This window comes from Ruegeria sp. BHSB056, from assembly GCF_059613305.1.
Genome location: NZ_JBXWSG010000051.1, coordinates 1 through 25,445 on the forward strand (window position 1 = coordinate 1; position 25,445 = coordinate 25,445).

At 57.7% G+C, this 25,445-nt stretch carries 25 protein-coding genes; 6 read left to right on the forward strand and 19 right to left on the reverse strand.

The annotated features are described in order from the left end of the window. Both AC2FND_RS13020 and AC2FND_RS13025 read left to right on the forward strand, forming a co-directional pair. The coding region (locus AC2FND_RS13020) for an ATP-dependent DNA helicase (protein ID WP_496770177.1) at nt 1-1,398 on the forward strand (1,398 nt) is incomplete at its 5' end. Continuing rightward, nucleotides 1,386-2,114 (forward strand): SDR family oxidoreductase, encoded by a 729-nt coding sequence (locus tag AC2FND_RS13025; RefSeq protein WP_496770179.1) that lies wholly within the window; start codon nt 1,386-1,388, stop codon nt 2,112-2,114. The genes AC2FND_RS13020 and AC2FND_RS13025, both read left to right, overlap by 13 nt. A gap of 3 nt (nt 2,115-2,117) precedes the next feature. Here AC2FND_RS13025 and AC2FND_RS13030 read toward each other — a convergent pair whose 3' ends face one another. The 14 genes from AC2FND_RS13030 to trpS form a co-directional block, all read right to left on the reverse strand. Beyond that, nucleotides 2,118-2,885, reverse strand: a complete 768-nt coding sequence (locus AC2FND_RS13030) for a TIGR02186 family protein (protein WP_209506481.1) — start codon at nt 2,883-2,885, stop codon at nt 2,118-2,120. Between the two features lie 2 nt (nt 2,886-2,887). Then, a complete protein-coding gene (locus AC2FND_RS13035; RefSeq protein WP_209506479.1) occupies nt 2,888-3,808 on the reverse strand; it encodes a sulfite exporter TauE/SafE family protein in 921 nt (306 codons plus the stop codon). Between the two features lie 91 nt (nt 3,809-3,899). After that, entirely contained in the window at nt 3,900-4,823 is a 924-nt protein-coding gene (locus AC2FND_RS13040) for a sulfite exporter TauE/SafE family protein (protein ID WP_496770181.1), read from the reverse strand. Nucleotides 4,824-4,913: 90 nt separating this feature from the next. Then, entirely contained in the window at nt 4,914-5,882 is a 969-nt protein-coding gene (locus AC2FND_RS13045) for an ABC transporter permease (protein WP_496770182.1), read from the reverse strand. Next, nucleotides 5,882-6,976 (reverse strand): ABC transporter permease, encoded by a 1,095-nt coding sequence (locus AC2FND_RS13050; RefSeq protein WP_496770184.1) that lies wholly within the window; start codon nt 6,974-6,976, stop codon nt 5,882-5,884. Before AC2FND_RS13050 ends, AC2FND_RS13045 begins: the two co-directional genes overlap by 1 nt. Nucleotide 6,977: 1 nt before the next feature. Continuing rightward, a complete protein-coding gene (locus AC2FND_RS13055; RefSeq protein WP_496770186.1) occupies nt 6,978-8,507 on the reverse strand; it encodes an ABC transporter ATP-binding protein in 1,530 nt (509 codons plus the stop codon). Nucleotides 8,508-8,602: 95 nt separating this feature from the next. Further along, nucleotides 8,603-9,601, reverse strand: a complete 999-nt coding sequence (locus tag AC2FND_RS13060; protein WP_480483186.1) for a BMP family lipoprotein — start codon at nt 9,599-9,601, stop codon at nt 8,603-8,605. A 157-nt stretch (nt 9,602-9,758) separates the two neighbouring features. Next, the gene (locus AC2FND_RS13065) at nt 9,759-10,172 is read right to left on the reverse strand and encodes a GNAT family N-acetyltransferase (protein WP_480506752.1); all 414 of its coding nucleotides are present in this window, start codon (nt 10,170-10,172) and stop codon (nt 9,759-9,761) included. Next, on the reverse strand, nt 10,169-10,759 hold the full coding sequence (gene tsaB, locus AC2FND_RS13070) for a tRNA (adenosine(37)-N6)-threonylcarbamoyltransferase complex dimerization subunit type 1 TsaB (RefSeq protein WP_496770188.1): 591 nt from the start codon (nt 10,757-10,759) through the stop codon (nt 10,169-10,171). The genes AC2FND_RS13065 and tsaB overlap by 4 nt, the downstream gene beginning before the upstream one ends. Beyond that, entirely contained in the window at nt 10,749-11,312 is a 564-nt protein-coding gene (locus tag AC2FND_RS13075) for a NifU family protein (RefSeq protein ID WP_480483192.1), read from the reverse strand. Before AC2FND_RS13075 ends, tsaB begins: the two co-directional genes overlap by 11 nt. Before the next feature lie 69 nt (nt 11,313-11,381). Continuing rightward, a complete protein-coding gene (locus AC2FND_RS13080) occupies nt 11,382-11,975 on the reverse strand; it encodes a 2-hydroxychromene-2-carboxylate isomerase (protein ID WP_496770190.1) in 594 nt (197 codons plus the stop codon). Nucleotides 11,976-11,984: 9 nt separating this feature from the next. Next, a complete protein-coding gene (locus AC2FND_RS13085; protein ID WP_209506457.1) occupies nt 11,985-12,440 on the reverse strand; it encodes a universal stress protein in 456 nt (151 codons plus the stop codon). A 77-nt stretch (nt 12,441-12,517) separates the two neighbouring features. Then, complete coding sequence (locus AC2FND_RS13090) at nt 12,518-13,381, reverse strand: branched-chain amino acid aminotransferase (RefSeq protein ID WP_496770192.1); 864 nt, start codon at nt 13,379-13,381, stop codon at nt 12,518-12,520. Nucleotides 13,382-13,440: 59 nt separating this feature from the next. Further along, a complete protein-coding gene (gene trpS / locus AC2FND_RS13095; RefSeq protein WP_496770193.1) occupies nt 13,441-14,469 on the reverse strand; it encodes a tryptophan--tRNA ligase in 1,029 nt (342 codons plus the stop codon). Nucleotides 14,470-14,555: 86 nt separating this feature from the next. Here trpS and AC2FND_RS13100 point away from each other — a divergent pair, with 86 nt between their 5' ends. Beyond that, nucleotides 14,556-15,242 (forward strand): rhomboid family intramembrane serine protease, encoded by a 687-nt coding sequence (locus tag AC2FND_RS13100; protein ID WP_480585624.1) that lies wholly within the window; start codon nt 14,556-14,558, stop codon nt 15,240-15,242. On the opposite strand, the gene murJ is transcribed toward AC2FND_RS13100, so the two are convergent. From murJ to AC2FND_RS13115, 3 genes are read right to left on the reverse strand one after another with little or no spacing between them, the layout of a single operon-like run. Next, the gene (gene murJ, locus AC2FND_RS13105) at nt 15,243-16,784 is read right to left on the reverse strand and encodes a murein biosynthesis integral membrane protein MurJ (RefSeq protein ID WP_496770195.1); all 1,542 of its coding nucleotides are present in this window, start codon (nt 16,782-16,784) and stop codon (nt 15,243-15,245) included. Further along, complete coding sequence (locus AC2FND_RS13110) at nt 16,781-19,600, reverse strand: [protein-PII] uridylyltransferase (protein WP_496770196.1); 2,820 nt, start codon at nt 19,598-19,600, stop codon at nt 16,781-16,783. The genes murJ and AC2FND_RS13110 overlap by 4 nt, the downstream gene beginning before the upstream one ends. Next, nucleotides 19,560-20,732: a penicillin-binding protein activator gene (locus tag AC2FND_RS13115; protein ID WP_496770198.1), complete on the reverse strand. Its 1,173-nt coding sequence runs from the start codon at nt 20,730-20,732 to the stop codon at nt 19,560-19,562. Before AC2FND_RS13115 ends, AC2FND_RS13110 begins: the two co-directional genes overlap by 41 nt. Before the next feature lie 88 nt (nt 20,733-20,820). Between AC2FND_RS13115 and rsmI the strand changes: the two genes are divergently transcribed. The 3 genes from rsmI to gshB all read left to right on the forward strand — a co-directional run bounded on the left by rsmI (nt 20,821) and on the right by gshB (nt 23,045). Further along, nucleotides 20,821-21,678: a 16S rRNA (cytidine(1402)-2'-O)-methyltransferase gene (rsmI, locus tag AC2FND_RS13120; protein WP_496770199.1), complete on the forward strand. Its 858-nt coding sequence runs from the start codon at nt 20,821-20,823 to the stop codon at nt 21,676-21,678. A gap of 1 nt (nt 21,679) precedes the next feature. After that, the gene (locus AC2FND_RS13125; protein ID WP_496770200.1) at nt 21,680-22,051 is read left to right on the forward strand and encodes a YraN family protein; all 372 of its coding nucleotides are present in this window, start codon (nt 21,680-21,682) and stop codon (nt 22,049-22,051) included. Between the two features lie 61 nt (nt 22,052-22,112). Next, complete coding sequence (gene gshB / locus AC2FND_RS13130) at nt 22,113-23,045, forward strand: glutathione synthase (protein ID WP_480545912.1); 933 nt, start codon at nt 22,113-22,115, stop codon at nt 23,043-23,045. On the opposite strand, the gene AC2FND_RS13135 is transcribed toward gshB, so the two are convergent. Both AC2FND_RS13135 and AC2FND_RS13140 read right to left on the reverse strand, forming a co-directional pair. Next, the gene (locus AC2FND_RS13135) at nt 23,042-24,556 is read right to left on the reverse strand and encodes a YifB family Mg chelatase-like AAA ATPase (protein WP_496770201.1); all 1,515 of its coding nucleotides are present in this window, start codon (nt 24,554-24,556) and stop codon (nt 23,042-23,044) included. The two genes, gshB and AC2FND_RS13135, sit on opposite strands and share 4 nt — an antisense overlap. A 46-nt stretch (nt 24,557-24,602) precedes the next feature. Next, nucleotides 24,603-25,445 (reverse strand): glutathione S-transferase (locus tag AC2FND_RS13140; RefSeq protein ID WP_496770202.1); only part of this gene is annotated, 843 nt, incomplete at its 5' end.

The window sequence follows — 25,445 nt, forward strand, 5'->3', positions numbered from 1 at the left end:
GTCATCGGCAAGGCCGGGTCCGGCAAAACGTTGCTACTGGCCGAACTTTACAAAGCGCTGGCTGAGACCGGTGTTCAGGTCGTGTCCGGCGATTACGAAAGCCGGAAATCCAGAGACAAGCGCAGCCTTGCTATTCTGGCCCCCACGAACAAAGCCGCAAGTGTTCTGCGCCTTCGCGGTGTTCCGGCAACCACTATTCACCGCATCCTTTATACGCCGGTCTATGACCCGGAATACGAGCGTATCGCCGAGTGGCTGGCCGGAAATGATGAGCGCCCCGAGATCGAAGGTCTGACAGACGAAGCTTTGGACCGTGCTGCTGCGTTTTATCGTAACAACAAATCGATACCCGGAGCGCTGGCCGCAGCCGGATTGCGCGGTTCAGATTTCATTACCGGTTGGAAACGCCGTGAGGAACCGCTGGATATCGGGTTTGTCGATGAGGCGTCGATGCTGGATGATCGTCAGTTCGAGGACCTGAAAGAGATATTCCCGACCCTTCTACTGTTCGGTGATCCCGCACAGCTGGCTCCGGTCAATCAGTCCGGCAGCATGGTGTTTGAAGCCTTGCCCGAGCCGCGAAAGCTGACGCTTCAGCGTGTGCATCGGCAGGACGCGGATAACCCGATTCTGAATCTGGCGCACGCTCTTGGCGATCCGTCGATGGGATTTGAAGAATTTGAGCGTCTGGTCGAAGACACAGCCCGGCGGGATGACAGGGTCGTTTGGGGGCAGCGGGTCGAAGTTGATCTGATGGCGCGCAGCCCGGTTCTGGTCTGGCGCAACGCCACGCGCATTCGTTTAATACAGGCGTTCAGGCAAGTTCACGGCGCGCCGGATACCGAGCTTTTGGAAGGTGAGCCGCTGATCTGCGACGGGATCGAGTTGCCGTTGAAGCACCGCAAGAAGCGGTTGGATCTTGAGGCGCGCGGCCTGATCAAAGGGGCCCAGGTTGTCTATCTTGGCCCCGGTCGTAAGCCTGGGTTTTCGCGCTTGCATGTGATGGGAGCCGAAGACCCTCAGGTCAGCGCTGCGTCGATTGTCCAGATCGAAAAACCGGATGAGGAAGAGCCGTTCATTCCTTTTGCCGCTCGCATGGGGGCAACGTTTTTGCACGGGGCTGCTGTGACGATACACAAGGCGCAAGGATCACAGTGGGACACGGTTCAGGTGTTTGCCCCCGACATTTACGCCGCCGCCCGTATGGGTCGTTCCGAGGCCGGGCAACCTTTGTGGAAGCGTTTGGCTTATGTTGCGATCACCCGCGCACAAGAGCGTTTGATCTGGGTGGTTCGCAATCGATTGTCAAAACCGACCCACCCGTTACAGATAGATGATTTGCGCGCGGTCCCCGCAGTTTCACTCACACTGGAGACAGAAGAGACATGGGTTCCATAATCGTAACTGGTGCAAGCTCTGGCATCGGTCGGGCCACCGCCGAGCTTTTTCTGGTACAGGGCTGGACGGTCGGGCTGCTGGCGCGCAGCGCGGACAAGCTGAATGCCCTCGCGCAGGAATACCCGGCGGCCATAGCATTGCCCGCAGATGTGACCGACCCGGACGCAGTCAAACAGGCGTTCCACGCCTTCACGGAGCGGGCAGGGCGACTTGATGTTGTGTTTAACAATGCTGGGATTTTTGCCCGCGGCGGCACAATCGACGAAATCGCGTTGGACGATTGGTATCAAACCGTCAACGTCAATCTGAACGGTATGTTTCTATGCGCGCGCGAGGCCTTTGGGATCATGCGTCATCAAAGCCCGCAGGGCGGGCGGATCATCAATAACGGCTCGATTGCAGCGCATGTTCCGCGCCCGAATTCTGTACACTATTCAGCGACCAAACATGCCGTTACCGGGCTGACGCGCAGCCTTTCACTGGATGGGCGATCATTTGGAATTGCATGTGGTCAGATCGACATCGGCAACGCACGCACGCAGATGGTTCAGGATCTGGTGGATGCGGCGCAGTCGGCAGGCCAGACGCCGGACCCAACCATGGCAGTTGAGGATGCCGCGCGGTCTGTTCTGCATATGGCCACCCTGCCACCCGAAGCAAATGTGCAGTTCATGACGGTCATGGCCACGACCATGCCCTATATCGGCAGGGGGTGAGTGTCAGTTTTCCCGCAACAGACGGAACGCTGTCGACGCGCCCCAACCTGCTGCAATTGCGATAACCAATGACATCAGCCCGTACCAAACGGGTTGCTGACGGGACATGTTGTACAGAAACCGCTCTAACCCGACTTTGCGGACATCGATTGTGGTTTCGTATTGCGATACAACCTCTCCTCCGCGGGTCAGGAAGATCCGGGCGGAATAATCCCCTTCGGTCAGGTCCGCGGGCATGTCGATTGACGTCCGGAACAAGGTTTGTTCGTCCACGGCCACTGTGTTCTCACGGATGGAATACAGCTGTTCGGATTCACGGATACGGATTACGGCATCTGCAAAATCCTGAGCACCACGGATGTGCATCGCCGCTCCGACAGACCGGATCGCGCGTTCAATCGAAATGCGGTGACGCAGGTCTTCGGTATCGGTCAGTATTTGATCTAACGGTTCGCTGGTGGCAACTGCGTAGAAACTTGGTGCCAAGTCGACCAGCACGCTATCGGTGTTTACCCAAATCCCCAGCTTTCGTTCCTTGCGGCGAACCGTGACAGGCTCGGACGGGCCAGCAACTGCGACGATAACCGCGACCGGTGGGCCTGGGGGAATAGGGGTTTCCCGTTTGATGGCCCCGAAGATGAGGATCTCGGACCCGTCAAAGTCGGCGGTGATCGCAACACGATCCTGGCTGAGGCCCAGGACAACCTGCTCTTCATCGGCTGCGGCGGGCAGGCTGAACAGGCACAAAGCGGCAAAGACATAGCGCAGCATTCTCAATGCCCCCCGCTGTTGCCAAGCGAATAAAGCTCGGATGGTTCAAGAAGCAGATCAAGGGCCAGCTTGCCGCAGACAACCAAAACCAGCGCGGCCAATAGAACGCGCAGCTGTTCAGCCGGCATGCGCGAACCGATTACGGTTCCGATCTGGGCGCCAACGACGCCTCCGACCAGCAGCAAAACCGCCAGGACAATGTCCACAGTATAGTTGGTGGTCGCGTGCAGCATTGTTGTAAATGCAGTTACAAAGATGATCTGAAACAACGATGTGCCGACAACGACTTTGGTAGGCATTCCCAGCAGGTAGATCATCGCCGGGACCATGATGAAACCGCCACCGACACCCATGATCGCGGACAAGACCCCGACGCTTAGACCAACCACAGCCGGTGGAATGACCGAGATATACAGACCTGATGTGCGAAAGCGCATCTTGAAGGGCATTGAATGAACCCAGCCACGTTGGCGGCGCTTAGCTGGCGCTGCCCCGCCTTTCTTGGCTTTGCGCAGCGCCCTCAGGCTTTCGATGAACATCAGACTGCCAATGATACCAAGGAAGACCACGTAACAAAGGGTTACCAGAAGGTCGACCTGGCCCAGGCTTTTTAGGTAGTTAAAGACAACAACACCCAACGCAGCCCCGATCAGACCACCTGTTAACAATACCGTACCCATCTTGAGGTCTACGGTCTTTCGTCGAAAATGGGCCAGCACCCCGGAAAAAGACGAGGCAACAATCTGATTGGCCTCGGTCGCAACCGCAACAGCCGGTGGTATGCCAATGAAGAACAGCAGCGGCGTCATGAGGAACCCGCCGCCGACCCCGAACATCCCCGACAGAATTCCAACCATTCCACCCAGACCAAGGAGTAGAAATGCATTTACCGAGACTTCGGCTATGGGCAGGTAAATATGCATGATACCGTCACTTTGCGCTGGGTCTTGGCTTGCCTTCTATCACACTCGAGTTCAAGAGCGGTAATTGTCGCGTGGCGCGGATCAATCAACATCATACCCCTCCCGGTTCTGCCAGAGAAAAGATCTCTATTGGCGGCAACAGAAGGTCAAATCCGATCTTTCCGGCAACACTCATGACAAGAAGCGCGAGTAGAATGCGCAGCTGTTCTGCTTTCAGACGCGCACCGATCTGCGTCCCCAACTGTGCGCCCAGAACTCCGCCGGTCAACAGGAACAGGGCAAGGACGATGTCGACGCTGAAATTTGTCGACGCATGTATCATGGTTGTGAAACCGGCGACGAAAATGATCTGGAACAGGGATGTCCCGATGACCACTTTGGTCGGGATGCCAAGAACATAGATCATCGCGGGCACCATGATGAACCCTCCGCCGACACCCATGATCGCAGACAGGATGCCAACGCCAAACCCGACCAGCGCAGGTGGTATAACCGAGATATAAAGGCTTGATGCCCGAAACCGCATCTTGAAGGGCAGTGTGTGAACCCATGTACGCTGGCGTCGCTTGGGGGCTGGTTGAGTACCGGACTTGCTGGCCTTTCGGATTGCGGCAAGGCTTTCGATGAACATGAGGGTCCCGATGGCCCCCAGAAACACGACGTAGCAAATCTGTACAGCCAGATCGACCTGACCGAGGTGTTTGAGAAAATTGAAAACCAGCATACCCAGGGCCGCGCCAAACAACCCTCCGGTCAGCAGAACGCTTCCCATCTTTAGGTCCACGGTCTTGCGCCTGAGATGCGCCAGCAATCCCGAAATAGAAGAGGCGACAACCTGATTGGCCGATGTGGCCACGGCAACCGCCGGGGGAATGCCGATAAAAAACAGCAGCGGAGTGATCAAAAATCCTCCGCCGACCCCGAACATGCCAGATAAAACACCGACGACCCCACCGATCCCCAACAGCAGGAATGGGCTGACAGAAACTTCGGCTATGGGAAGGTATACGTGCATACCCTCTTAGAACGGTTGCGGCATGCAAAATCAACTCTGCATGCCGCCTTGCAGCGAACAGGACCGAAACTCATTTCGGAACTGGCCTTATTAGCGCTCCTTGATGTAGGGCTCTCCGCCTGCACGCGGTGGTACGGCCTTGCCAACAAACCCGGCCAGAATAACCACTGTCAGAATATAGGGCAGGGCATCCATCACCTGGACCGGAATCACTATGCCGCCAAGATCGATGTTCTGGAACCGAAGTGCTACGGCCTGAAGCAGGCCAAACAGCAAACAGGCCCACATGGCGTGCCACGGGCGCCATTTGGCAAAGATCAGGGCAGCCAGTGCAATAAAGCCGCGACCAGCGGTCATTTCCTTGACGAACCCAGCCTGCAAAGCCGTTGCCAGGTAAGCACCTGCAATACCACAAAGTACACCACAGATCGCAACGGCTGCGAAACGTAGGCCAACCACGGACACGCCTGCTGTGTCGACCGCTGCCGGGTTTTCACCCACAGCCCGCAGGCGCAGGCCGAACCGTGTGCGGAAGAGCACCCACCATGTCGCTGGGACCATCAGGAATGCCACATAAACAAGGATGGAATGGCCTGAGAGCAGTTCGGAATAGATCGGGCCGACAATCGGAACCCCTCCAAGCGCATCGGAAAATGGAAAGTTGATGGGTTCGAACCGGCCGCCACCAAAGAGCGAGGGCGTGCGACCGCCCTGCTGGAACCAGCTTTGGGCGACGAGCACTGTCAGGCCCGAGGCGAGAAAGTTGATGGCGACACCCGAGATGAGCTGGTTGCCCCGGAAGGTTATCGATGCCAACCCGTGCAGCCCTGATAGCGCCAATGAGGATCCGATGCCAGCCAGCAATCCCAGCCAGACTGAACCGGTAACCGCCGCGACAGCCGCAGAAAAGAACGCGGCCACCAGCATTTTGCCTTCCAAACCGATGTCGAAAATACCTGCCCGTTCCGAGTACAGACCCGCCAAACAGGCCAGCAAAAGCGGCGTGGACAGGCGGATGGTCGAATCCAGAACCTGGATGAGGGTTACGAAGAAGTCCATTACTCTGCCCTCTTCCGCATACCAAGGAACAGTTTCTCAAGCGGCATCCGCACCATGTTGTCCAGCGCCCCAGTGAACAGGATCACCAGCGCCTGAATGACCACGATCAGTTCACGCGGGATCGATGCCCACAGCGCCAGTTCCGCACCGCCCTGATACAGGAACCCGAACAAAAGCGCGGCCAGCAATACCCCGAACGGGTGTGAGCGCCCCATAAGGGCCACGGCAATCCCGATGAACCCAGCGCCTTCTGTCGAGTTCAGGACAAGGCGCTCCGCCTCGCCCATGACGTTGTTGATGGCCATCAAACCTGCCAGCGCACCCGAGATCAGCATCGCAACAATGGTAATGCGAACAGGCGAGATGCCAGCATAGACCGCTCCGGTTTCCGAGTAGCCATACGCACGGATTTCATAGCCCAGCCGGGTCCGCCAGATCAGCGCCCAGACGACGACACAGGCCAGCAAAGCGATGAAGAACGTAATGTTTACCGGAGCGCCCCTGAACACCACGTTCTCTGCGGTTGAGAACATTGACTGGAACGTTGGCAGATGGACGGATTCTGGGAACCGTGCGGTTGCCGGGTCCTGCGACCCTTGCGGGCGCATGACATTGACCAGCATGTAGTTCAGAAAGGCAGCGGCAATAAAATTGAACATGATCGTGGTGATCACTATATGGCTGCCGCGCTTGGCCTGAAGATAGGCCGGGATAGCGGCCCAAAACGCGCCAAACAGCATTGATGCGGCGCAGGCCGCAAGCAATGCAATGCTCCAATGCGGCCAGTCGACATACAGGCAAACCATGGCCACCCCAAGACCGCCCAACATCGCCTGACCTTCACCACCGATGTTGAACAAGCGGGCGTGGAATGCGACGGCGACCGCAAGACCAGTAAACATGAAATTCGTCGCGTAATAGAGCGTGTAGCCCCACCCATAGGTTGACCCCAGCGCGCCCGAAACCATCAGCTTTACAGCTTCGACGGGGTTTTCTCCGATGGCGAGAATGACCAGCGCCGACAGGATAGCGGCCAGCATCAGACTGATCAGCGGGATCAGAACGACATCGGCCCATTTAGGCATTTTTTCCATCCTACGCGGCCTCTCCTGCAACACCGGCCATCAGCAGGCCAAGTTCTTTTTCATCTGTTTCATTGGGCAGGCGTTCACCCATGATATGCCCGTCAAACATCACTGCGATCCGGTCGGACAGCGAGAAGATCTCTTCCAACTCGACCGAAACCAGAAGGATCGCCTTGCCTTGGTCGCGCAGGGCCACGATCTGCTTGTGAATGAATTCGATTGCCCCGATATCAACGCCACGTGTCGGCTGGCCGACCAGCAGCAGGTCAGGGTTTCGCTCGATTTCGCGGGCAACGACGATTTTCTGTTGGTTCCCACCCGAAAAGCTTTTGGCGGCAAGCCAAGGGTCTGGTGGCCGGACATCAAATTTCTCGATCTTGGCTTCGGTGTCAGCGCGCAGAGCGGAGTTGTCCATAAAGATGCCGTGTTTATAGGCCGGGTCGCGGTGATAGCCGAAGGCCACGTTTTCCCACGCGTGGAAATCCATAATCAAACCTTCGCGCTGACGGTCTTCGGGCACATGCGCGATGCGCTGTGCACGACGCGCCTGACCGTCTGATCCGGCACCGCTTAGGGCCAGCGGTTCGCCGTTCAGCTTGATCGAGCCTTGTCCCGGACGCATCCCGCCCAGAACCTCCAGCAACTCCGACTGTCCATTGCCCGCCACACCGGCAATGCCGACGATCTCACCGGCACGCACGGTCAGGTCGATGCCTTTTACCCGTTCAACTCCGGCGGAATCAAAAACACTCAGCTTTTCGATCTCAAGAATGGGTTTGCCCGGTGTCGCAGGCACCTTGTCGACTTGCAGCAAAACCTTGCGGCCTACCATCAGCTCGGCCAGTTCTTCCGGGCTGGTGTCCGAAGTTTTCACCGTAGCTGTCATCTGCCCACGGCGCATGACCGAAACGGTATCGGTGTTTTCCATGATTTCGCGCAGCTTGTGGGTGATCACAATGATCGTTTTCCCTTCGGCCCGCAGACGATTCAGGATACGGAACAGCTGGTCAGCTTCAGCCGGGGTCAGAACACCAGTCGGTTCATCCAGAATCAGAATCTCGGCCTTGCGATACAAAGCCTTCAAAATCTCGACGCGCTGCTGCATCCCCACACCGATCTCATCAATGCGTTTGTCGGGGTCAACGAACAGTTCGTATTCTTCTTCCAATTCTTTCAGTTCTTTACGCGCCTTGGCCAGAGACGGAGCCAGAAGGCCGCCATCTTCAGCACCCAGAACGATGTTTTCCAGAACCGTGAAATTCTCCACCAGCTTGAAATGCTGAAACACCATCCCGATGCCCGAGGCGATAGCCGCCTGGCTGTCAGGGATTTCGGTCTTTGTCCCGTTGATCCAAATTTCACCTTTGTCGGCTTTGTAAAAGCCGTAGAGGATGCTCATCAGCGTGGATTTGCCCGCACCGTTTTCACCGATAATCCCATGGATCGTACCGGGGGCGACGCTGATTGAGATGTCTTTGTTGGCCTGAACCGGCCCAAAGGATTTGGAAATCCCTTTGAGCTCAATGGCGGGGACGGTCATGTCTTACCCTCAACTGCCGAAAAGCCCATCCGGCAGGTGGCACGGATGGCAGAGTGGATGGCAGGGCGGAAGGGTTCCTTCCGCCCCGCGCGGTATCAGAACTGCAGTGCGGGGCAGCTGTCGTTCTCGTAATAGCTGACAACGGTGATATCGCCGTTGATGATGGCTTTGCGGGCTTCTTCCACCGCATCGTTCATTTGGGCCGAAACAAGTTCTTTGTTGTTATCGTCCATGGCGACGCCAACACCTTCCTCGGCCAGACCCATTGTGAACACGCCGGTTTCTACGGCGTCACCTGCTTTCATCGCGTCATACACCGCGACGTCCACACGCTTCAGCATCGACGTCAGGACCTTGCCCGGATGCAGGTGGTTCTGGTTGCTGTCCACGCCGATCGACAGGATGCCTTCGTCAGCTGCCGTTTGCAGAACGCCTACACCTGTACCACCAGCTGCGGCATAGATCACGTCAGCACCCTGGCTGATCTGTGCTTTTGTAAGTTCCGAACCTTTTACAGGATCGTTCCACGCCGCAGGGGTGGTGCCGGTCATGTTGGCGACAACATTGATGTCCGGGTTCACGGCTTTGGCGCCTTGTGCGTATCCGCAGCCAAAGTGGCGGATCAGCGGAATGTCCATACCGCCGATAAAGCCAACGGTGCCCGATTTCGATGCCATCGCTGCCATCATGCCAACCAGGTACGATCCTTCATGCTCGGCAAAGCCGATCTGGCGGATGTTGGGGATGTCCAACCAGTTCACGTCGACAGCCACGAATTTGGTTTCAGGATAGTCACCTGCAACGGCCGACAATGGATCAGCCATACCAAAGCCCATGGTGATGATCGGGTTTGCACCTGATTCTGCGAAACGGCGCAGAGCCTGTTCGCGCTGTGCTTCCGACTGAATCTCGATCTCGCGGTATTCGCCGCCGGTCTCATCGGCCCAACGCTGCGCGCCATTATATGCGGCTTCGTTGAAAGATTTGTCGAACTTGCCGCCCAAGTCAAAGATCAGCGCCGGTTCAGCGAAAGCTGCACCTGCGGTCAGAGCGACAGCAGCGGCAGCACCCATCAAGGATTTCATCAGGGTCATTTAAGTCTCCCATTTTTTTGTTGGCACGAGGTCAGATTAGCCCCGTTTACCCACTTTTAGCGAGCATAAGTGTTGTGATGGCGGGAATTAAGGACGTTTGCAACCGTCATGGTCAATTGATTTCTGACCAGATGGTCTAAAAAATCTTTGGTTGCCGTTAGGGCAGTGCGCGTTCCATCACAAGAGCATCGATATTTGGGCCTGTTTTTCTAGAATAATAACCTTTGCGCCGACCGCACTGGCGATACCCGCATCGCCCGTACAGCGCGATTGCTGCAACATTGTCGGCAGCCACGTCCAGAAATGCGCGGTTTGCCTGCAAAGTGACTGCCCGGTCGTGCCAGATGCGCATGGTCTGAAACCCGAGACCTTGTCTTTGAAACGTGGGGTGAGTCGCAATCGTCAGTAACTCTGCCTCACCCGCGATCACCTGAAAAAGGGCAAAGCAGCGGGCATTTCCAACGTAATCAGTGAACCGGTTTTCCATAAGGCCGGCGAATTCATCGGCAGTCCATGGGCGTGACTGGGTGAATGCCGCTGCATGTGTCGCTGCCATCTCGTAAGGCGTCATTGGTCCAGTAACACAGGCGGCACATCTCGGGATGGGGCCGCGTCCGCAGGTCTGACATATAGCGGGGCCGGAGGCGCACTGACGCTGTGCCATCGTTTTGCGGCAAGTCTGGCAACGGCTTGTACCTGCAATGCGGGGTCGGGGCAGACATACAATGGCCCATGCTTTTCGGCCTCGTCCAAAGGCAAAAGGCATGGGCCGGTTCCGGGAAGTTGTACATATACCTGTTCGCGCGGCGCAGGGATGGCTGGAAGTTGCCCCGCTTCTGCCAGTTCAATCAGAGCATCGAACCCAGAAACGCCCACCGCCGGGACGCCAAGGCCCAAGGCAAGGCCCCGGGCGGCAGAGACCGAGATGCGTATACCCGTGAAATTACCGGGCCCAATCCCAACACCGATAGCGTCCAGATCGGCCCATACGCAACCGGCCTCGGTCAGCACTTCTTGCAGCAAGGGCATCAATCGTTCGGCTTGACCCCGCGACATGTCTTCGACACGGGATACTGCGATCACACCGCCACGCAACAAAGCGGCCGCGCAATGCGCGGCCGATGTATCAAATGCCAGGATCGTCGGGTCAGACGGCAACTGGGCGAACCTCAGTCACTTCGGGGATGTAATGGCGTAGCAGGTTTTCGATACCCATCTTCAGTGTCAGGGTTGATGACGGGCACCCCGCGCAGGCACCTTGCATGTGCAGGTAGACGATGCCGCGATCAAAACCATGAAAGGTGATGTCGCCACCATCCTGTGCTACGGCCGGGCGCACGCGGCTGTCCAGCAGGTCTTTGATCTGATTGACGATCTCTGCATCTTCTCCGGTATGTTCGGCATGACCCGAGGCCGCTGCCGCGTCGGCACCCATGACGGGCTGGCCGGATTGATAATGCTCCATCACTGCGCCAAGAATTGCAGGTTTGATGTGATCCCACTGAACATTGTCGGATTTGGTCACAGTGACAAAATCGTTTCCAAAGAACACACCGGTCACGCCGTTTACGGCAAAGATTCGTTTGGCCAATGGGGACTTGTCACCAGCCTCGGCTGTCGGGAAATCCGCGGTTCCAGCCTCAAGAACCGTTTGGCCGGGCAGAAATTTCAACGTGGCCGGGTTTGGGGTGGATTCGGTCTGGATGAACATGAGGCAGCTCCGTCTGAGGTGTTTCTGATATGCGCTCAGGGGTCGGAGAAGTCAATATTTGGAACGATTCTAAATCGTGACCGCGTAACGAATCGCGTCATCCAGCCGGTCATCTCCCCAAAACAGCTCTGTCCCCGCCACAAAACTCGGCGCACCAAACAGGCCAAGTGCTTTTGCGCGCGCAGATTGCTCGAACAGAGCAGCCTTGATGCTCGGATCTTTTGCGCGATTCATCACTGCCGCAGGCAGACCTGCCATCTTCAGGCAATCCTCAAGCACGCCTTCGTCAGAGATGTTCCTCCCGTCCCCGAATTCAGCGCAGAAAACAGCCTTTGCAAAGGCAGCCCGTTCTTCGCCATGCTCAAGGGCCAGAGCCAGGCGCGCTGCCGTAAGAGAGTTTTGCGGGAACGGGTCAGGCCGAACCAACGGCAGCCCTCGTGCGCTGCAAAGACGTTCCATGTCGCGCCACATATAGCGCCCTTTGGCCGGATACAGGTTGAACGGCGACGTGCGCCATCCCTGATCCGCGAAAATCGGACCCAACAGAAAAGGCTGCCAATCGACCGAGACACCTTTGTCCTGCGCGGCCTGTTCGATCCGCATCGCGCTGAGATAGGAATAGGTCGAGGCGAAGTCGAACCAGAACTGCAACATCTTCGCCATGTTCGATCCTCAGGTGATTTCTTCCAGCTTTTCCTTGCTCAGATCACCGGGAACAATCGTGATCGGGATCGGCAGGCTGCCAGAGTTCTTAGTGAGCTGGGTCACCAGCGGGCCGGGGCCTTTTTTGTCAGTTCCCGCCCCAAGAACAAGAACGCCGATTTCAGGGTCAGACAATACATGTTCGATGATCTGCGGCACCGGATCACCTTCGCGAATGGCCAATTCAGGTTCTACATTCTGTTTGTCGCGCATCCATTTGGCGAAGACTTCGAAATGGGCATGGATGCGTTCCCGGGCTTCTTCGCGCATGGTTTCGGCAACACCGATCCAGTGATTGAACTCGTCCGGTGGAATAACCGACAAGATCGTCACACCGCCGCCTGTATGCGCGGCACGCATCGCGGCGAACCGCATTGCGTTCAGGCATTCACGGCTGTCATCCAGAACAACTAAGAACTTACGCATGGGCGTCCTCTTCAATTTTAAGGGATCATGCCCGAGCCTTTGCATGCTGGCAACTCGGACACGTTCATGTCGATGTACTAGCGTTCGCTTGCAGCCCAGTCCCAGTAAAGTGCGCGGGCACGGCGGGCAATAGGACCGACCTGAAACTGTGTGTCTTCTAGCGCAGTTACTGGTGTGATCTTGCTCATATTGCCGGACATGAAAACCTCGTCCGCCTGGTGAAAATCCTCGAAACCCAAGACCGTTTCATGGACTTTAACACCATCTTCGCGCAGATTCTTGATATGTCGCGCCCGCGTGATCCCTGCCAAAAACGTGCCGTTTGGGATCGGGGTAAAGACCTCGCCATCCTTGACCATGAAGATGTTGGCCGTTGCCGTTTCGGCCACATTGCCCATCGGGTCAGCGACCAGAGCGTTCGAGAATCCTTTGGAGCGTGCCTCTTGCAACATGCGCGCATTGTTGGGGTAGAGGCACCCGGCCTTGGCATTGACCACAGCCGATTCCAGTACCGGGCGACGGAATCGCGTGGTCGCCAGCGTGGCCGAAGCCGTTTCAGGTGCCATTGGGATTTCTTCCAGACAGATGGCAAACCCTGTGCTGTTTTCCTGCGGAACGATTGCCGTGCTGTCGCCGTCAATGCCCCAATACATCGGGCGGATGTAGACAGCCGTGTCAGGGCTGTAGGCTTGCAACCCTTCATGCACCAATTCGACCATCTGTTCAGTTGTCATGGTCGGTGTCAGCATCAGGGCTTCGGCGGACCGGTTCACCCGGGCGCAATGGGCGTGCAGATCAGGGGCCAACCCGTCGAAATAGCGGGCGCCGTCAAAGACCGAAGACCCCAGCCACGCCCCGTGATCCGCTGCGCGCATGATGGGAGTATCCCCGTCATGCCATTGGCCCTGAAAATAGGTCCGGATGTTTTTGCCGGTTGCCATGACGCCCTCCTCTGGTTCAGGCAGACCCTAGGTGGGCGTCAGGCGAAGGTCCAGTGCATTCAGCGTGGTGCAGATCCGACCATACCGACGATTTCATAGGTCTTTTGCAGGATCGGAGCGGCGATTTGGCGCGCGCGCTCGGCCCCATGAGCCAGAATCCGGTCAATCTCGGCCTGTTCTCCCATAAGGCGTGACATCTCAGTCGAGATTGGGGCCAGCTTGGCGACTGCCAAATCAGCCAGCATAGGTTTGAAATCACCGAACTGCTTGCCCCCAACTTCGGCCAGAACCTGCTCGATGCTCTGATCGCTGAGTGCTGCGTAGATATTGACCAGATTGCGTGCTTCGGGGCGACCCTCCAGACCTTCGACATCCGACGGCAAAGCGTCAGGGTCGGTCTTGGCCTTGCGGATTTTCTTTGCGATCGCATCGGCATCATCGGTCAGATTGATCCGGCTCATGTCCGAGGGATCGGAGGACGACATTTTGCGCGAACCGTCCCGCAGGTTCATCACGCGCGGGGCAGGGCCTCCAATAACGGGCTCAGTCACGGGAAAGAAGTCGACGCCGTAGTCGTGGTTGAACTTGATCGCGATATCGCGGGTCAATTCCAGGTGCTGCTTCTGGTCTTCGCCCACAGGAACATGTGTCGCGTGGTAGACAAGAATATCGGCTGCCATCAGCGCAGGGTATGCAAACAGGCCAAGCGAGGCATTTTGCGCATTTTTGCCAGCCTTGTCCTTGAACTGCGTCATCCGTTGCATCCAGCCCATTCGGGCGACACAGTTGAAAATCCAGGCCAGCTGAGTGTGCTCGGGCACCTGGCTTTGGTTGAACAGGATTGATTTTTCTGGATCAAGACCCGCCGCGATAAAGCCCGCGCAAACCTCGCGTGTTTTTTCACGCAGACGATCCGGGTCCTGCCATACGGTGATGGCGTGCAAATCGACCATGCAATAGACGGTTTCGAATTCGGGGCCCTGCATATCGACAAATCGCTTGAGTGCACCAAGGTAGTTCCCTAGGTGCAGGTTTCCCGAAGGCTGGATGCCGGAAAACACGCGCGGCGTGAATTGGGACTCAGTCATCAAAGGGAACTCCTGTCTGGAAAAATCAGCCCCCGTCGCTTACCCATGAGGCAAAGGGACGTCAACAGCCGCGAAAGGCCAGCCCAATGAGCAGTGAACATTACACACCGCCTGTGAACCCTCTGCCACCTGCTGTGGTGGCGCTGGTTCTGTTCATCATCGGGATAGAAATTGCCTTCACGCTGGGATCACGCGGGCTGGTCGGAGGGCCAGCAGCGGTGGGCTGGCGGCTGGATGCGATCCAGCATTATGCGTTTTCTGCGGATATTTTCGACTGGATGGTTCTGAACGGGCGCTGGCCATTCGAACATGTCATCCGCTTTGTTACCTATCCCTTTGTATCCGCCAATTTCACGCAGGCGATTTTCGTCTGTGTTTTCGTGCTGGCGATGGGCAAAATGGTTGGCGAAGTGTTCGGCGGTTTCCCGATGCTGCTGATTTTTGTCGTGTCGGGCATTGGCGGCGCATTAGCCTACGCCGTGTTGCTGGACCCGCGCTATCCGCTGATCGGAGGGTTCCCGCCGGTGTATGGTCTGATTGGCGCATTTACGTGGTTGTTGTGGCGCAAACTGTCACTTGTAGGTGCAAACCAAGCACGGGCATTTCAATTGATTGCCGTCCTTATGGGCATACAATTTCTTTTCGGCCTGATCTTTGGTGGCAACTGGGAATGGGTTGCTGATCTGGGTGGGTTTGCCACCGGTTTTGGCTTGTCTTTTCTTGTTGCACCGGGCGCGTGGTCACGGATCGTCGGACGCATTCGCCGGGATTGATCACGACCGGCGCAGGGCGTGCTTGAACTCCGACAGTTTGAAGGCGCCGAAGATATGGCCCAGAAGGAAATATGAGACGGCAGCGACCATGATCAGGACCAGCAGTGCCAGATAGCGCCAGCCGGGAACACCCAATGCCCACCCGAACAGGTAAAGCGCTGCGTATAAGATCGCGCCCATTCCAAGCGAAGCGGCCACAATCCGGCCTGCGCGCTTTCTGAACCGGACATCAAAGCGCGCCTCTTCACCCATACGTCGTGCGCCGAAAGCCAGTAGCACCACCATCGCCCACCCCGCAGTCGATGCGGCAATTGCTGGCGCGATCCAGCCCACCAGTGGAAACAGACCAAACGCCAGAGCTGCGTTCACGATCATCGCAACAACCGCGTAGTGAAACGGGGAACGCGTATCCTCGCGCGCAAAAAACAGCGGTTGCAGCAATTTTTGCAACATGAAGGCCGGAAGCCCGACCCCGTAGATGGCAACCGCGAGAGCCGTGGCGGCCGTATCCTCGGGGCCGAACTGACCACGTTCGAACAGCACCGACACGAGGGGGGTTGGCATAACCACGAAGGCCACAGTCGAAGGCAGCGTTAGCAGCAGTGTGAACTCACCGGCCCGGGAAAAGGCATTGCGTGCGCCCTCTTTGTCCTCCGCACGCAAACGGCGGGACAGGTCCGGCAACAAGACTATGCCGACAGCAATGCCTACAACACCCAAAGGCAACTGGTAGAGCCTGTCTGCGGCAAAAAGCCAGCTGACAGCATTTTCGGTTTTCGATGCAACCAATTGCCCGACAACCAGATTGACCTGTGTGACCCCCATCGCCAGCGCGGCCGGGACCGCGATACGTACCATCCGTCGCATTTCGGGCGTCAGGCGCGGCATGCTGGGGCGGATGTGGATGTCGGCGCGTTCGGTTGCGATCCAGACCAGCGCCAGTTGCGCGACACCGGCGACCGGAATGACTGGGATCAACCACCGGATCACCTCGCCGCCGGACATGGCACCGGCGATCAGGGCGGTGCAGGCGAAAATGTTGAGCAGAACAGGTGCGGCTGCCGCCGCCGCGAACCGCCCGGTTGCATTCAGAACGCCTGAAAACAAGGCAGCCAGAGACATGAACAGGATGTATGGAAACACAACATATCCATAGTCCACAGCCAGATCGAACCGTTCATCGCCGTAAAACCCTTCGGCGGTCAGCCACACCAGACCGGGCATGAAAACCATGGCCAGCCCGACCAGCGCAAGAACAGCCACGGCCAAAAGATTGAACGCGTCCTGCGCAAAACCCTGAGGGTCTTCGTCTGCTTCCAGCCGTTTGGAAAACATCGGCACAAAGGCCGCGTTAAATGCCCCCTCGGCGAAAAAGCGGCGGAACATGTTGGGCAGGCGAAAGGCTGCAACAAAGGCATCCATCACTGGGCCCGGTCCGATATAGGCCGTCAGCAGTATTTCCCGTAGAAACCCCAGAATTCGGCTGGCGAGCGTCCAGAAGCCGACCGTGAACAGGCCCGAGAACAAGCGTATTTGCTTCATGAGGCCGCACGCTCGGCGCCTTCGGTGATTGCCGTGCGCAGCTTGGCCTCAAGCCCGCGCTGCTTGCTTTCCGAGTAATATTTCAAGCCAAACATGTCCTTGACGTAGAACGTATCGACCACCTGTTCGCCATAGGTCGCGATCACGGCATTGGCGATATAAACGTTCGCCGCGGCCAGGGTCCGGGTCAGATCAAACAGCAGGCCTGGGCGGTCCCGTGTGTCCACCTCGATGATCGTGTAGATTTCAGAGCCCTCGTTATCGAATGTGATGTGCGTTGGTACGTTGAAAGCGCGTTCGCGTTTCTTGATTTTGTCACGCGACTTCAGCGCTTCCTTGGCGACGACTTCACCGCGCAGGGTCTTGTGAATCATCTGCGTCAGGCGTGGAAGGCGTGATGCCTCGAACGGGTGCCCTTCGGCATCCTGAATCCAGAATGCGTCCGTCACGTAACCGTCTTTGGTGGTATAGCTTCGGGCATCGACGACATTCGCGCCGACCAGGGCCAGTGCCCCGGCGATGCGGGCAAAAATACCGGGGTGATCGCCCATCGCAAAACAGGCCCGCGTCGCATCCCGGTCTTCATCAGGTTGCAGGCGAATTTCCATCGCGCCGGGATCGCCGCTTTGTTCCAGTGTGTGTAGCATCTCGGCAAATTCGATATGCGTCGCAAGGTTCAGGCCCTGCCAATAAGGGGCGTAGTGGCGCCCGGTCTCGACCTTGAGGTCAGCTTTGGACCAGTTGTCCAAAGCACGGCGGAGCGCTGTTTTGGCTTCGGCCCCCCGGTTTGCCCGGTTCAGGTCTTCCATACCGGTTTCCAGTGCACGCTTTGTTTCAGCATGCAGAGCGCGCAGCAAGGTGGCCTTCCAGTTGTTCCAGGTGGTCGGGCCAACACCGCGAATGTCACAAACCGTCAGAACCGTCAGCAGATCAAGCCGCTTGGTTGTCTGAACGGCCTTGGCAAAATCGCGCACCGTCCGAGGGTCGGAGATATCGCGTTTTTGGGCCATATCGGACATTAGCAAGTGATAGCGCACCAGCCATTCGACGGTTTCGGAGTCCGATTTGTTCAGGCCGAGCCGAGGCGCCACCTTGCGCGCGATCTGCGCCCCCAGAATCGAGTGATCTTCGGGGCGACCTTTCGCAATGTCATGAAGAAGAAGCGCGACATACAGCACCTTTCGGTTCACCCCGCCTTTCAGAATCGATGACGCCAGAGGCAGGGATTCGACCAGCTCTCCGCGTTCGATCTGGGCAAGATTGACGATGCATTGGATCGTATGCTCGTCCACCGTATAGCTGTGATACATATTGAACTGCATCATCGCCACGATATGCTCGAACTCGGGCAGGAAAGCGGACAGCACGCCCAGCTCGTTCATCCTTCGCAATGCGCGTTCCGGGTTGCCGTGTTTCAACATCAGATCCAGGAAAATGCGCTGGGCTTCCTTGTCGCCGCGCATCTCGTCATCGATCAGATGCAGGTTCGCGCTGACCAGCCGCATAGCATCGGGATGGATCAGCATACCTGTCCGCAAACCTTCTTCGAACAGGCGCAGCAGGTTCACTTTGTCGGATAGAAATTTTTCAGGTTCCACCAGATCCAGACGGCCGTGAACCACCTTGTAACCTGCCTTGACCCGTCGACGTCTGCGGAAAATGCGCTCCAGCAACGGCGCACCTTTCATATGCAGCGATTCGAGTTTGGTCAGGAAGATGCGCGTCAACTCACCCACGCGGGTGGCTTCGCGGAAATACCGCTGCATGAACACTTCGACTGCGCGACGCCCGGCACGGTCCTCGTACCCCATGCGTGCGGCGACCTCGACCTGCATGTCAAAGGTAAGCTGCTCGGTCGCGCGACCGGTGACCAGATGCAGGTGCGAGCGCACAGCCCAAAGGAATTCTTCGGCCTGAACAAAGGTCTTGAACTCTTCGGGGGTGAACAAGCCCAAAGGCACCAGTTCGGCCACGTCCTGAACGCCATAGATATATTTCGCGATCCAGTAGAGGGATTGCAAATCGCGCAAGCCGCCTTTGCCTTCTTTCACGTTGGGTTCGACCATGTAACGCTCGCCTTGTTTGTGGTGGCGTTCATCACGTTCGTGCAATTTGGCTTCAATGAACTCGCGTTCGGTTCCCTTGAACAGTTCGTCTTTCAGCCGTCGGTCCAACCCGTCCGCCAGCGCCTTGTCACCGGCCAGATAGCGTTGCTCTAACATCGCTGTGCGGATTGTGAAATCCTCGGCACCCAGCCGCAGACAATCCTTGATCGTGCGTGACGAATGCCCGACCTTCAGCCGCAAATCCCACAGGATATAAAGCATCGACTCGATGACGCTCTCGGCCCATGCGGTGATCTTGTAGGGGGTGAGGAACAGCAGATCGACGTCGGAAAACGGCGCCATTTCCCCGCGCCCGTAACCGCCAACAGCCAGAACGGCGATCTTTTCTCCTTGGGTGGGCGTTGCAAGCGGATGCAGGCGTGCGCTTGAGACCAGCATCGCCGTCCCAACCAGTTGATCCGTCAGGTATGTATATGAGCGCGTGAGTGCGCGCGCGTCGAAAGGACGTTCGCCAAATGCCTCTGCAATGGCCGCGCGGCCGGCCTTTTGAGCCTCGCGCAGAATGCGCACCGTCTCGGACCGCATTTTGGTGTTGTCCGGGCAGACCTCAAAGGCCTGAGCCAGCGCATCATTGACGGCAGTGCTGTCGAAAATGTCCCCGGCGGGGCAGATCAACGCGCTTTCGGGCACGTTGATCGCGCCCGTCAGATCAGAAACCGGCACCAGAGAAGCTTTGTGGGGCAGGGTCAATCACAACCACCTGTTTGTTCTGGATCGTGGCAACGGCCAGACCGCGTTCGTTGGTGCCGTCCGGGCGTAGGCGGAAGATGCCGCCAACACCCTGGAAACCGGCGTTCTGTGTCAGGGCCGAAGCGGTCAGGGCGTCAGATTTGCCCTGGCTGACCAAGGCACCAATTGCGGCGATGCCGTCATAGGCCAAGCCGCTGATCGGGTGCGGTGCTTCGCCGTAGGTTGCGTTGTAACGCTGACGGTAGGCTTGTGCCTTAGACGGGTCAGGCAACGCAAACCACCCCCCCTGAACCCCAGGAAGCTCCAGAGTTTGCGGAGGGATATCCCAACGTGTCAGGCCAATGAATTGCGTGGTTGCCGGAGAAACACCGGCCTCTGGCAGCAATTGCGAGAACAGCGGCAATGCCCCCGCCGTGGTCGCCGTCAGAAAGATTGAATCCGCGCCCGTCGAATCGACGGTGGCCTTGATCGTGGGAACCGCATTGATGACGCCCTGTTGCGACCGGTCGTATGCGACGGTCCCTGCATTGTTGACCCGACTGTTCGCTATGGCATTGGCGATTGCGGACCGGCCCAACTGTCCTGCGGCGTCGTTGCTGTGCACGACCACCGTGTTGACCTTGCCCTGACTGCCCGCATAATTCACCAGCCGGTTGGCCGTGTTGTCAAAGGTCGGGCCCAATACAAAGACGTTGCCGCCTGCAATGCTGGCGTTGTTTGAAAACGAAAGAACGTTGACGTTCTTGCTCAGCACCGCCAACCCGGCAGCATTTGCTGCCTGGGCATATACCGGACCAATGATGATTTTTGCTCCGTCCGCGACAGCCTGCTGTGCAACTGCCGTCGCCGTGTTCGGGTTTCCGGCCGTGTCATAAACGCGTAAGTCGATCTGGACATTCGGCAAATCCGACATCGCAAGACGCGCGGCATTCTCAAGGCTTTGCGCCAGCGCTGCATCACCAGATTGCGCAGATCCTCTGGGAACCAGCAAGGCGACAGGAACCGGTTTCGAGGTATTGATCGAGGGCCCTCCGCCAAGACCACTCGGTTCACAGGCAGCAAGAAACGCTGCGGTCGTCAGGGCAGCGGCGACTTTCGCCAGCTTGCTTACGGGCTTGCAAACGGTAAACATCTAAATGAAAACTCCCTGATCCGACGGCTGCGAATGCTTCTGTTCTGTTGAGCCGCGATAATAAACGTCACGCTGTGAGGGTCCAGCTTTGAATTTCCAAATGATCAAGTTGGCCGCGGGCCTGTATTTTGTTGCCACTCCGATTGGAACAGCACGCGACATTACGCTCAGAGCCCTGGATGTTTTGGCCTCAGCCGATGTGATTGCGGCAGAAGACACCCGCAGTTTACGTCGCTTGATGGAAATACATGGCATCCCGCTGGAAGGCCGACGAATCCAGGCTTATCACGACCACAGCGGCGCTGGCGCACGCGGCAAGATCATGGAGGCGCTGGCGCAGGGGCAATCGGTGGCCTACGCGTCCGAAGCGGGAATGCCGCTGATTGCAGATCCGGGCTATGATCTGGGCAAGCAGGCCGCGGAAGCCGGGTATACCGTGACCTGCGCCCCCGGCGCATCAGCTGTTGTAACGGCCCTGACGTTGGCGGGGCTTCCCACCGACGCCTTCTTTTTTGCAGGTTTCCTTCCCAACGCATCCAAAGCACGCCGTACCCGTATCGAGGCGTTGAAGGACATCCCCGGCACATTGGTGTTCTACGAATCTCCAAAACGCGTTGCCGCCTGTCTGTCGGACCTGGCTGAGTGCCTGGGGCCTGAACGGCAGGCTGCGCTTTGTCGAGAGCTGACGAAAAAATTTGAAGAGGCCCGCCGCGGCAGCCTTTCCGAATTGGCAGAGGAGTATCGGGAAAAAACCGTCAAAGGCGAGATCGTCCTGCTGGTGGACCGCAGTCATTCGCAAAGTGTTAACGAATCCGATCTAGAAGAAGCTTTGAAACGAGCTTTGGAAAATCACTCGGTTCGGGATGCAGCGGATCTTGTCTCGGAAATGTACGACCTGCCGCGCCGACCGATTTACCAGAAAGCTCTGAAATTGGGCAAGGGATGACATGGGGCGGCGTGAACGACAGGGTTCGATCTCTTACCACGCCGGACAGGCCGCAGAGTCACAGGTCGCTACAGATTACGAACGTCGGGGCTTTGCCATAGCGCATCGTCGCTGGCGGGGCGCTGGCGGAGAGATCGACCTGATTGCGCGCGACGGCGACGGGCTTGTGTTTATCGAAGTTAAGAAAAGCACCAGCTTTGAAAAAGCCGCTGCCCGGATCAGCCGCAGGCAGATCGAACGAATTTATGCCTCCGCCGCGCAGTTCTTGGAAAACGAGCCGGACGGGCAGCTGACAAACGTGCGCTTTGACGCGGCACTTGTGGATGGCTCTGGCGCGGTTCAAATCATCGAAAACGCCTTTGGTTTTGGCTAAGCCCCATTGAACCCACAGGCGTGCTGGTCCATGTATCTGGCGGGAAACTGAGGGACATGCCATGAAAATCGCCTTTCAAATGGACCCGATCGGGGCCGTGGATATCAACGCCGACAGTTCATTCCGTCTGGCGGAAGAGGCACAGGCGCGCGGGCATTCTCTGTTTTTCTACGGTCCGGATCACTTGGCCTATCAGCAGGGTCGCATCACCGCACGAGGTCACGACATGACCGTGCAAAGGGTTGCCGGAGATCCTGCGGTTCTGGGCCCCGAACGTGAGGTGGATCTTGCCGATTTCGATGTCGTCTGGCTGCGCCAGGACCCGCCTTTTGATATGCACTACATCACGTCCACACATTTGCTGGATCGTCTCAAGGGTCAGACGCTGGTCGTCAACGATCCGTTCTGGGTGCGCAACTACCCGGAAAAGCTGTTGGTGCTGGATTTCCCCGACCTGACCCCGCCAACAACGATTGCGCGCGATTTACAGACGATCAAGGCGTTCAAGGAAAAGCACGGCGATATCATCCTCAAACCGCTTTACGGGAACGGCGGCGCGGGTGTGTTCCGGCTTGATGCCAATGACCGCAACCTGACTTCCTTGCATGAGCTGTTCACCGGATTCTCGCGCGAACCTTTGATCGTGCAGAAATTCCTGCCGGATGTCAGCAATGGCGACAAACGGGTGATCCTGGTGGATGGCGAAGCGGTCGGCGCAATCAACCGGGTACCCGCCGAAGGCGAAACGCGGTCGAACATGCATGTTGGCGGACGTCCGGAAAAGATCGGCTTGTCCGAACGCGATCTTGAGATCTGCGCGGCGATTGGCCCTCTGCTGAAGGAAAAAGGTCAGGTCTTTGTCGGAATTGACGTTATTGGCGACTATCTGACCGAGATTAACGTGACTTCACCGACCGGCATTCAGGAACTGGAACGGTTTGACGGCGTAAATATTGCCGAAAAGATATGGCAGGCCATCGAGGCCAGGCTTTAGGCCATAACCCGGGCAGAGATGCGAAAACTCAGCGCTTCAGCCACGTGTGGTCGGCGGATATCGGTCGCGCCGTCCAGATCGGCGATGGTGCGCGCCACCCTCAGGATTCTATGGAAGGCCCGGGCTGACAGGCCGAACCGATCTGCAGCTTTCAACAGTAGCTCTTTTCCTTCGGCATCGGGCGTGGCGATCTCTTCCAGTATTTTGCCTTCTGCATCAGCGTTTTGTCGTAACACCGGCGTGTCGCGAAACCGGTCTGCCTGAATGGCACGCGCCCTTTCGACACGTGCTGCAACTGTCGCCGAGCTGTCGCCGGATGGGGGCAGATCAAGATCGGTGAAGCCCACAGGCGAAACTTCGATCCGCAGGTCGAATCTGTCCATTAACGGGCCCGAGATTCGATTCAGGTAATCTTCACCACATCCCGGTGCTCGCGAACAGGCGCGCGATGGATCTGTCAGATAACCGCATTTGCAAGGGTTGGCGGCGGCGACCAGCATGAAACGACAGGGGTATTTCACATGGGCGTTCGCGCGCGCCACCATGACTTCTCCGGTTTCAATGGGTTGTCGCAGGGTTTCCAGAACCGTTCGTGGAAACTCAGGGAATTCATCCATGAACAACACACCATTATGGGCCAATGAGATTTCACCCGGTTTGGCCCCTTTTCCACCACCAACTATGGCTGCCATCGAGGCCGTGTGGTGCGGTTCGCGAAATGGGCGTGTGCGGTTTATTCCACCTTCATCCAGTAATCCGCATAGCGATTGGATCATCGACGTTTCCAGGGCTTCCACGGCTGTAAGCGGCGGTAGAATTCCGGGAAGCCGCGCTGCCAGCATGGATTTGCCCGATCCCGGCGTGCCGATCATGATCAGATGGTGACGTCCGGCCGCGGCGATTTCCAAGGCACGTTTGGCGCGCTCCTGCCCTTTCACATCGCGCAGGTCGCGGTTGGACGGCGTCAGGTTCACTTCGCCGGGTTGTGCCGCTGGCAAAGGGGATTGGCCCGAAAAATGCCGCACGACCTCTCCAAGCGATCCGGCACCGATCACCTGAGTGGCATCGACCCAGGCCGCCTCGGCGCTGGAGGCGCGCGGACAAAGCAATGTGCGGTCTTCTGACGCGGCCGTCATCGCGGCGGGCAAAGCACCGACAACGGGCACCAGAGAACCGTCGAGTGACAACTCCCCCAACGCAACGGTGCTTTCCGCGGCATCGGCAGGGATGATGTCGAGCGCGGACAAAAGCGCGACCGCAATGGGCAGGTCGAAATGGCTGCCTTCTTTAGGAAGGTCGGCAGGGGACAGATTGATGGTGATCCGCTTGGACGGCAGCGCAATGGCCATAGCGTTCAGCGCGCTGCGGACGCGGTCACGCGCCTCGGACACGGCTTTGTCGGGCAGGCCCACGATGGAAAAGGCTGGCAGTCCGGGTGAGACTGCGCATTGCACCTCGACCGGGCGGGCATCAACGCCTTGAAAAGCAACGGTGTGGGCGCGGGCGACCATGGCAGTCCTGTTTTGGTTAACAGGACGTTGCTGCCACGGTTCTGGTTTAAGAGTCGTTAACGGCTGCGCGCATGGCCGCGAATTTGGGCCATGCTTCGGGATCGGCCACGGTTTTGTTCCGGCAGAATGGGTTGCAGAACCCCCAGCATTGCCCGTCTAGCTCCAGGAACTCAGTCACAGGCTTGCCGGAATACGGGCAGGCGGTGTTGATTGACGGACCACCTGAAACCGGCTTCGCAGCAGATACACCCACGACCGGCCAGGGGCTGGACGGTAAATCCTGCGCGTATGGGAAGGTGTCGTACACAACGGTCAATCCCATGGCGCGCCACTGTCTGACTATGGGATCAGAGAGCAATTCCATGCAATAAGCCCGGTTCGCCTCTGACACCGGCAGCCCATAGCCGACGATCCGCGCAGCAACGGGTGTGTAGAAGACGTCTGCCAGTGAATAGGCACCAAATAACGGGCCTTGGTCTGCCCCTGACACGCTCCGCGCATGTGCCCAGAGTGTTTCAATCCTCTCCAGGTCTGACAAAGTCGCCTCAGACGGCGTAAAGCCTTGCCACACGTGGCGCAGCTGCATGGCGCATTCTCCACGCAGGGCGCTGAATCCGGCTACCATTTCGGCGCATAGCCAGCGGGCGGTTGCCCGGGGTGCAGCATCCGAAGGCCACAACCCGGCATCGGGGTGGCGTTCGGCCAGGGTTTCGGCCATCGCCAAGCTTTCCCCCACAACCGTTCCATCCGGCAGGCGCAATGCAGGAACAAGGCGGGCAGGGGCCAGCGGTTCCATGTCTTGCGCCATGGTGCCGGAATAGAGGCCGATCATGTGGCTGCGATAGGGCAGGTTGAATTTCTCAAGCATCAACCAGCCGCGCATTGACCA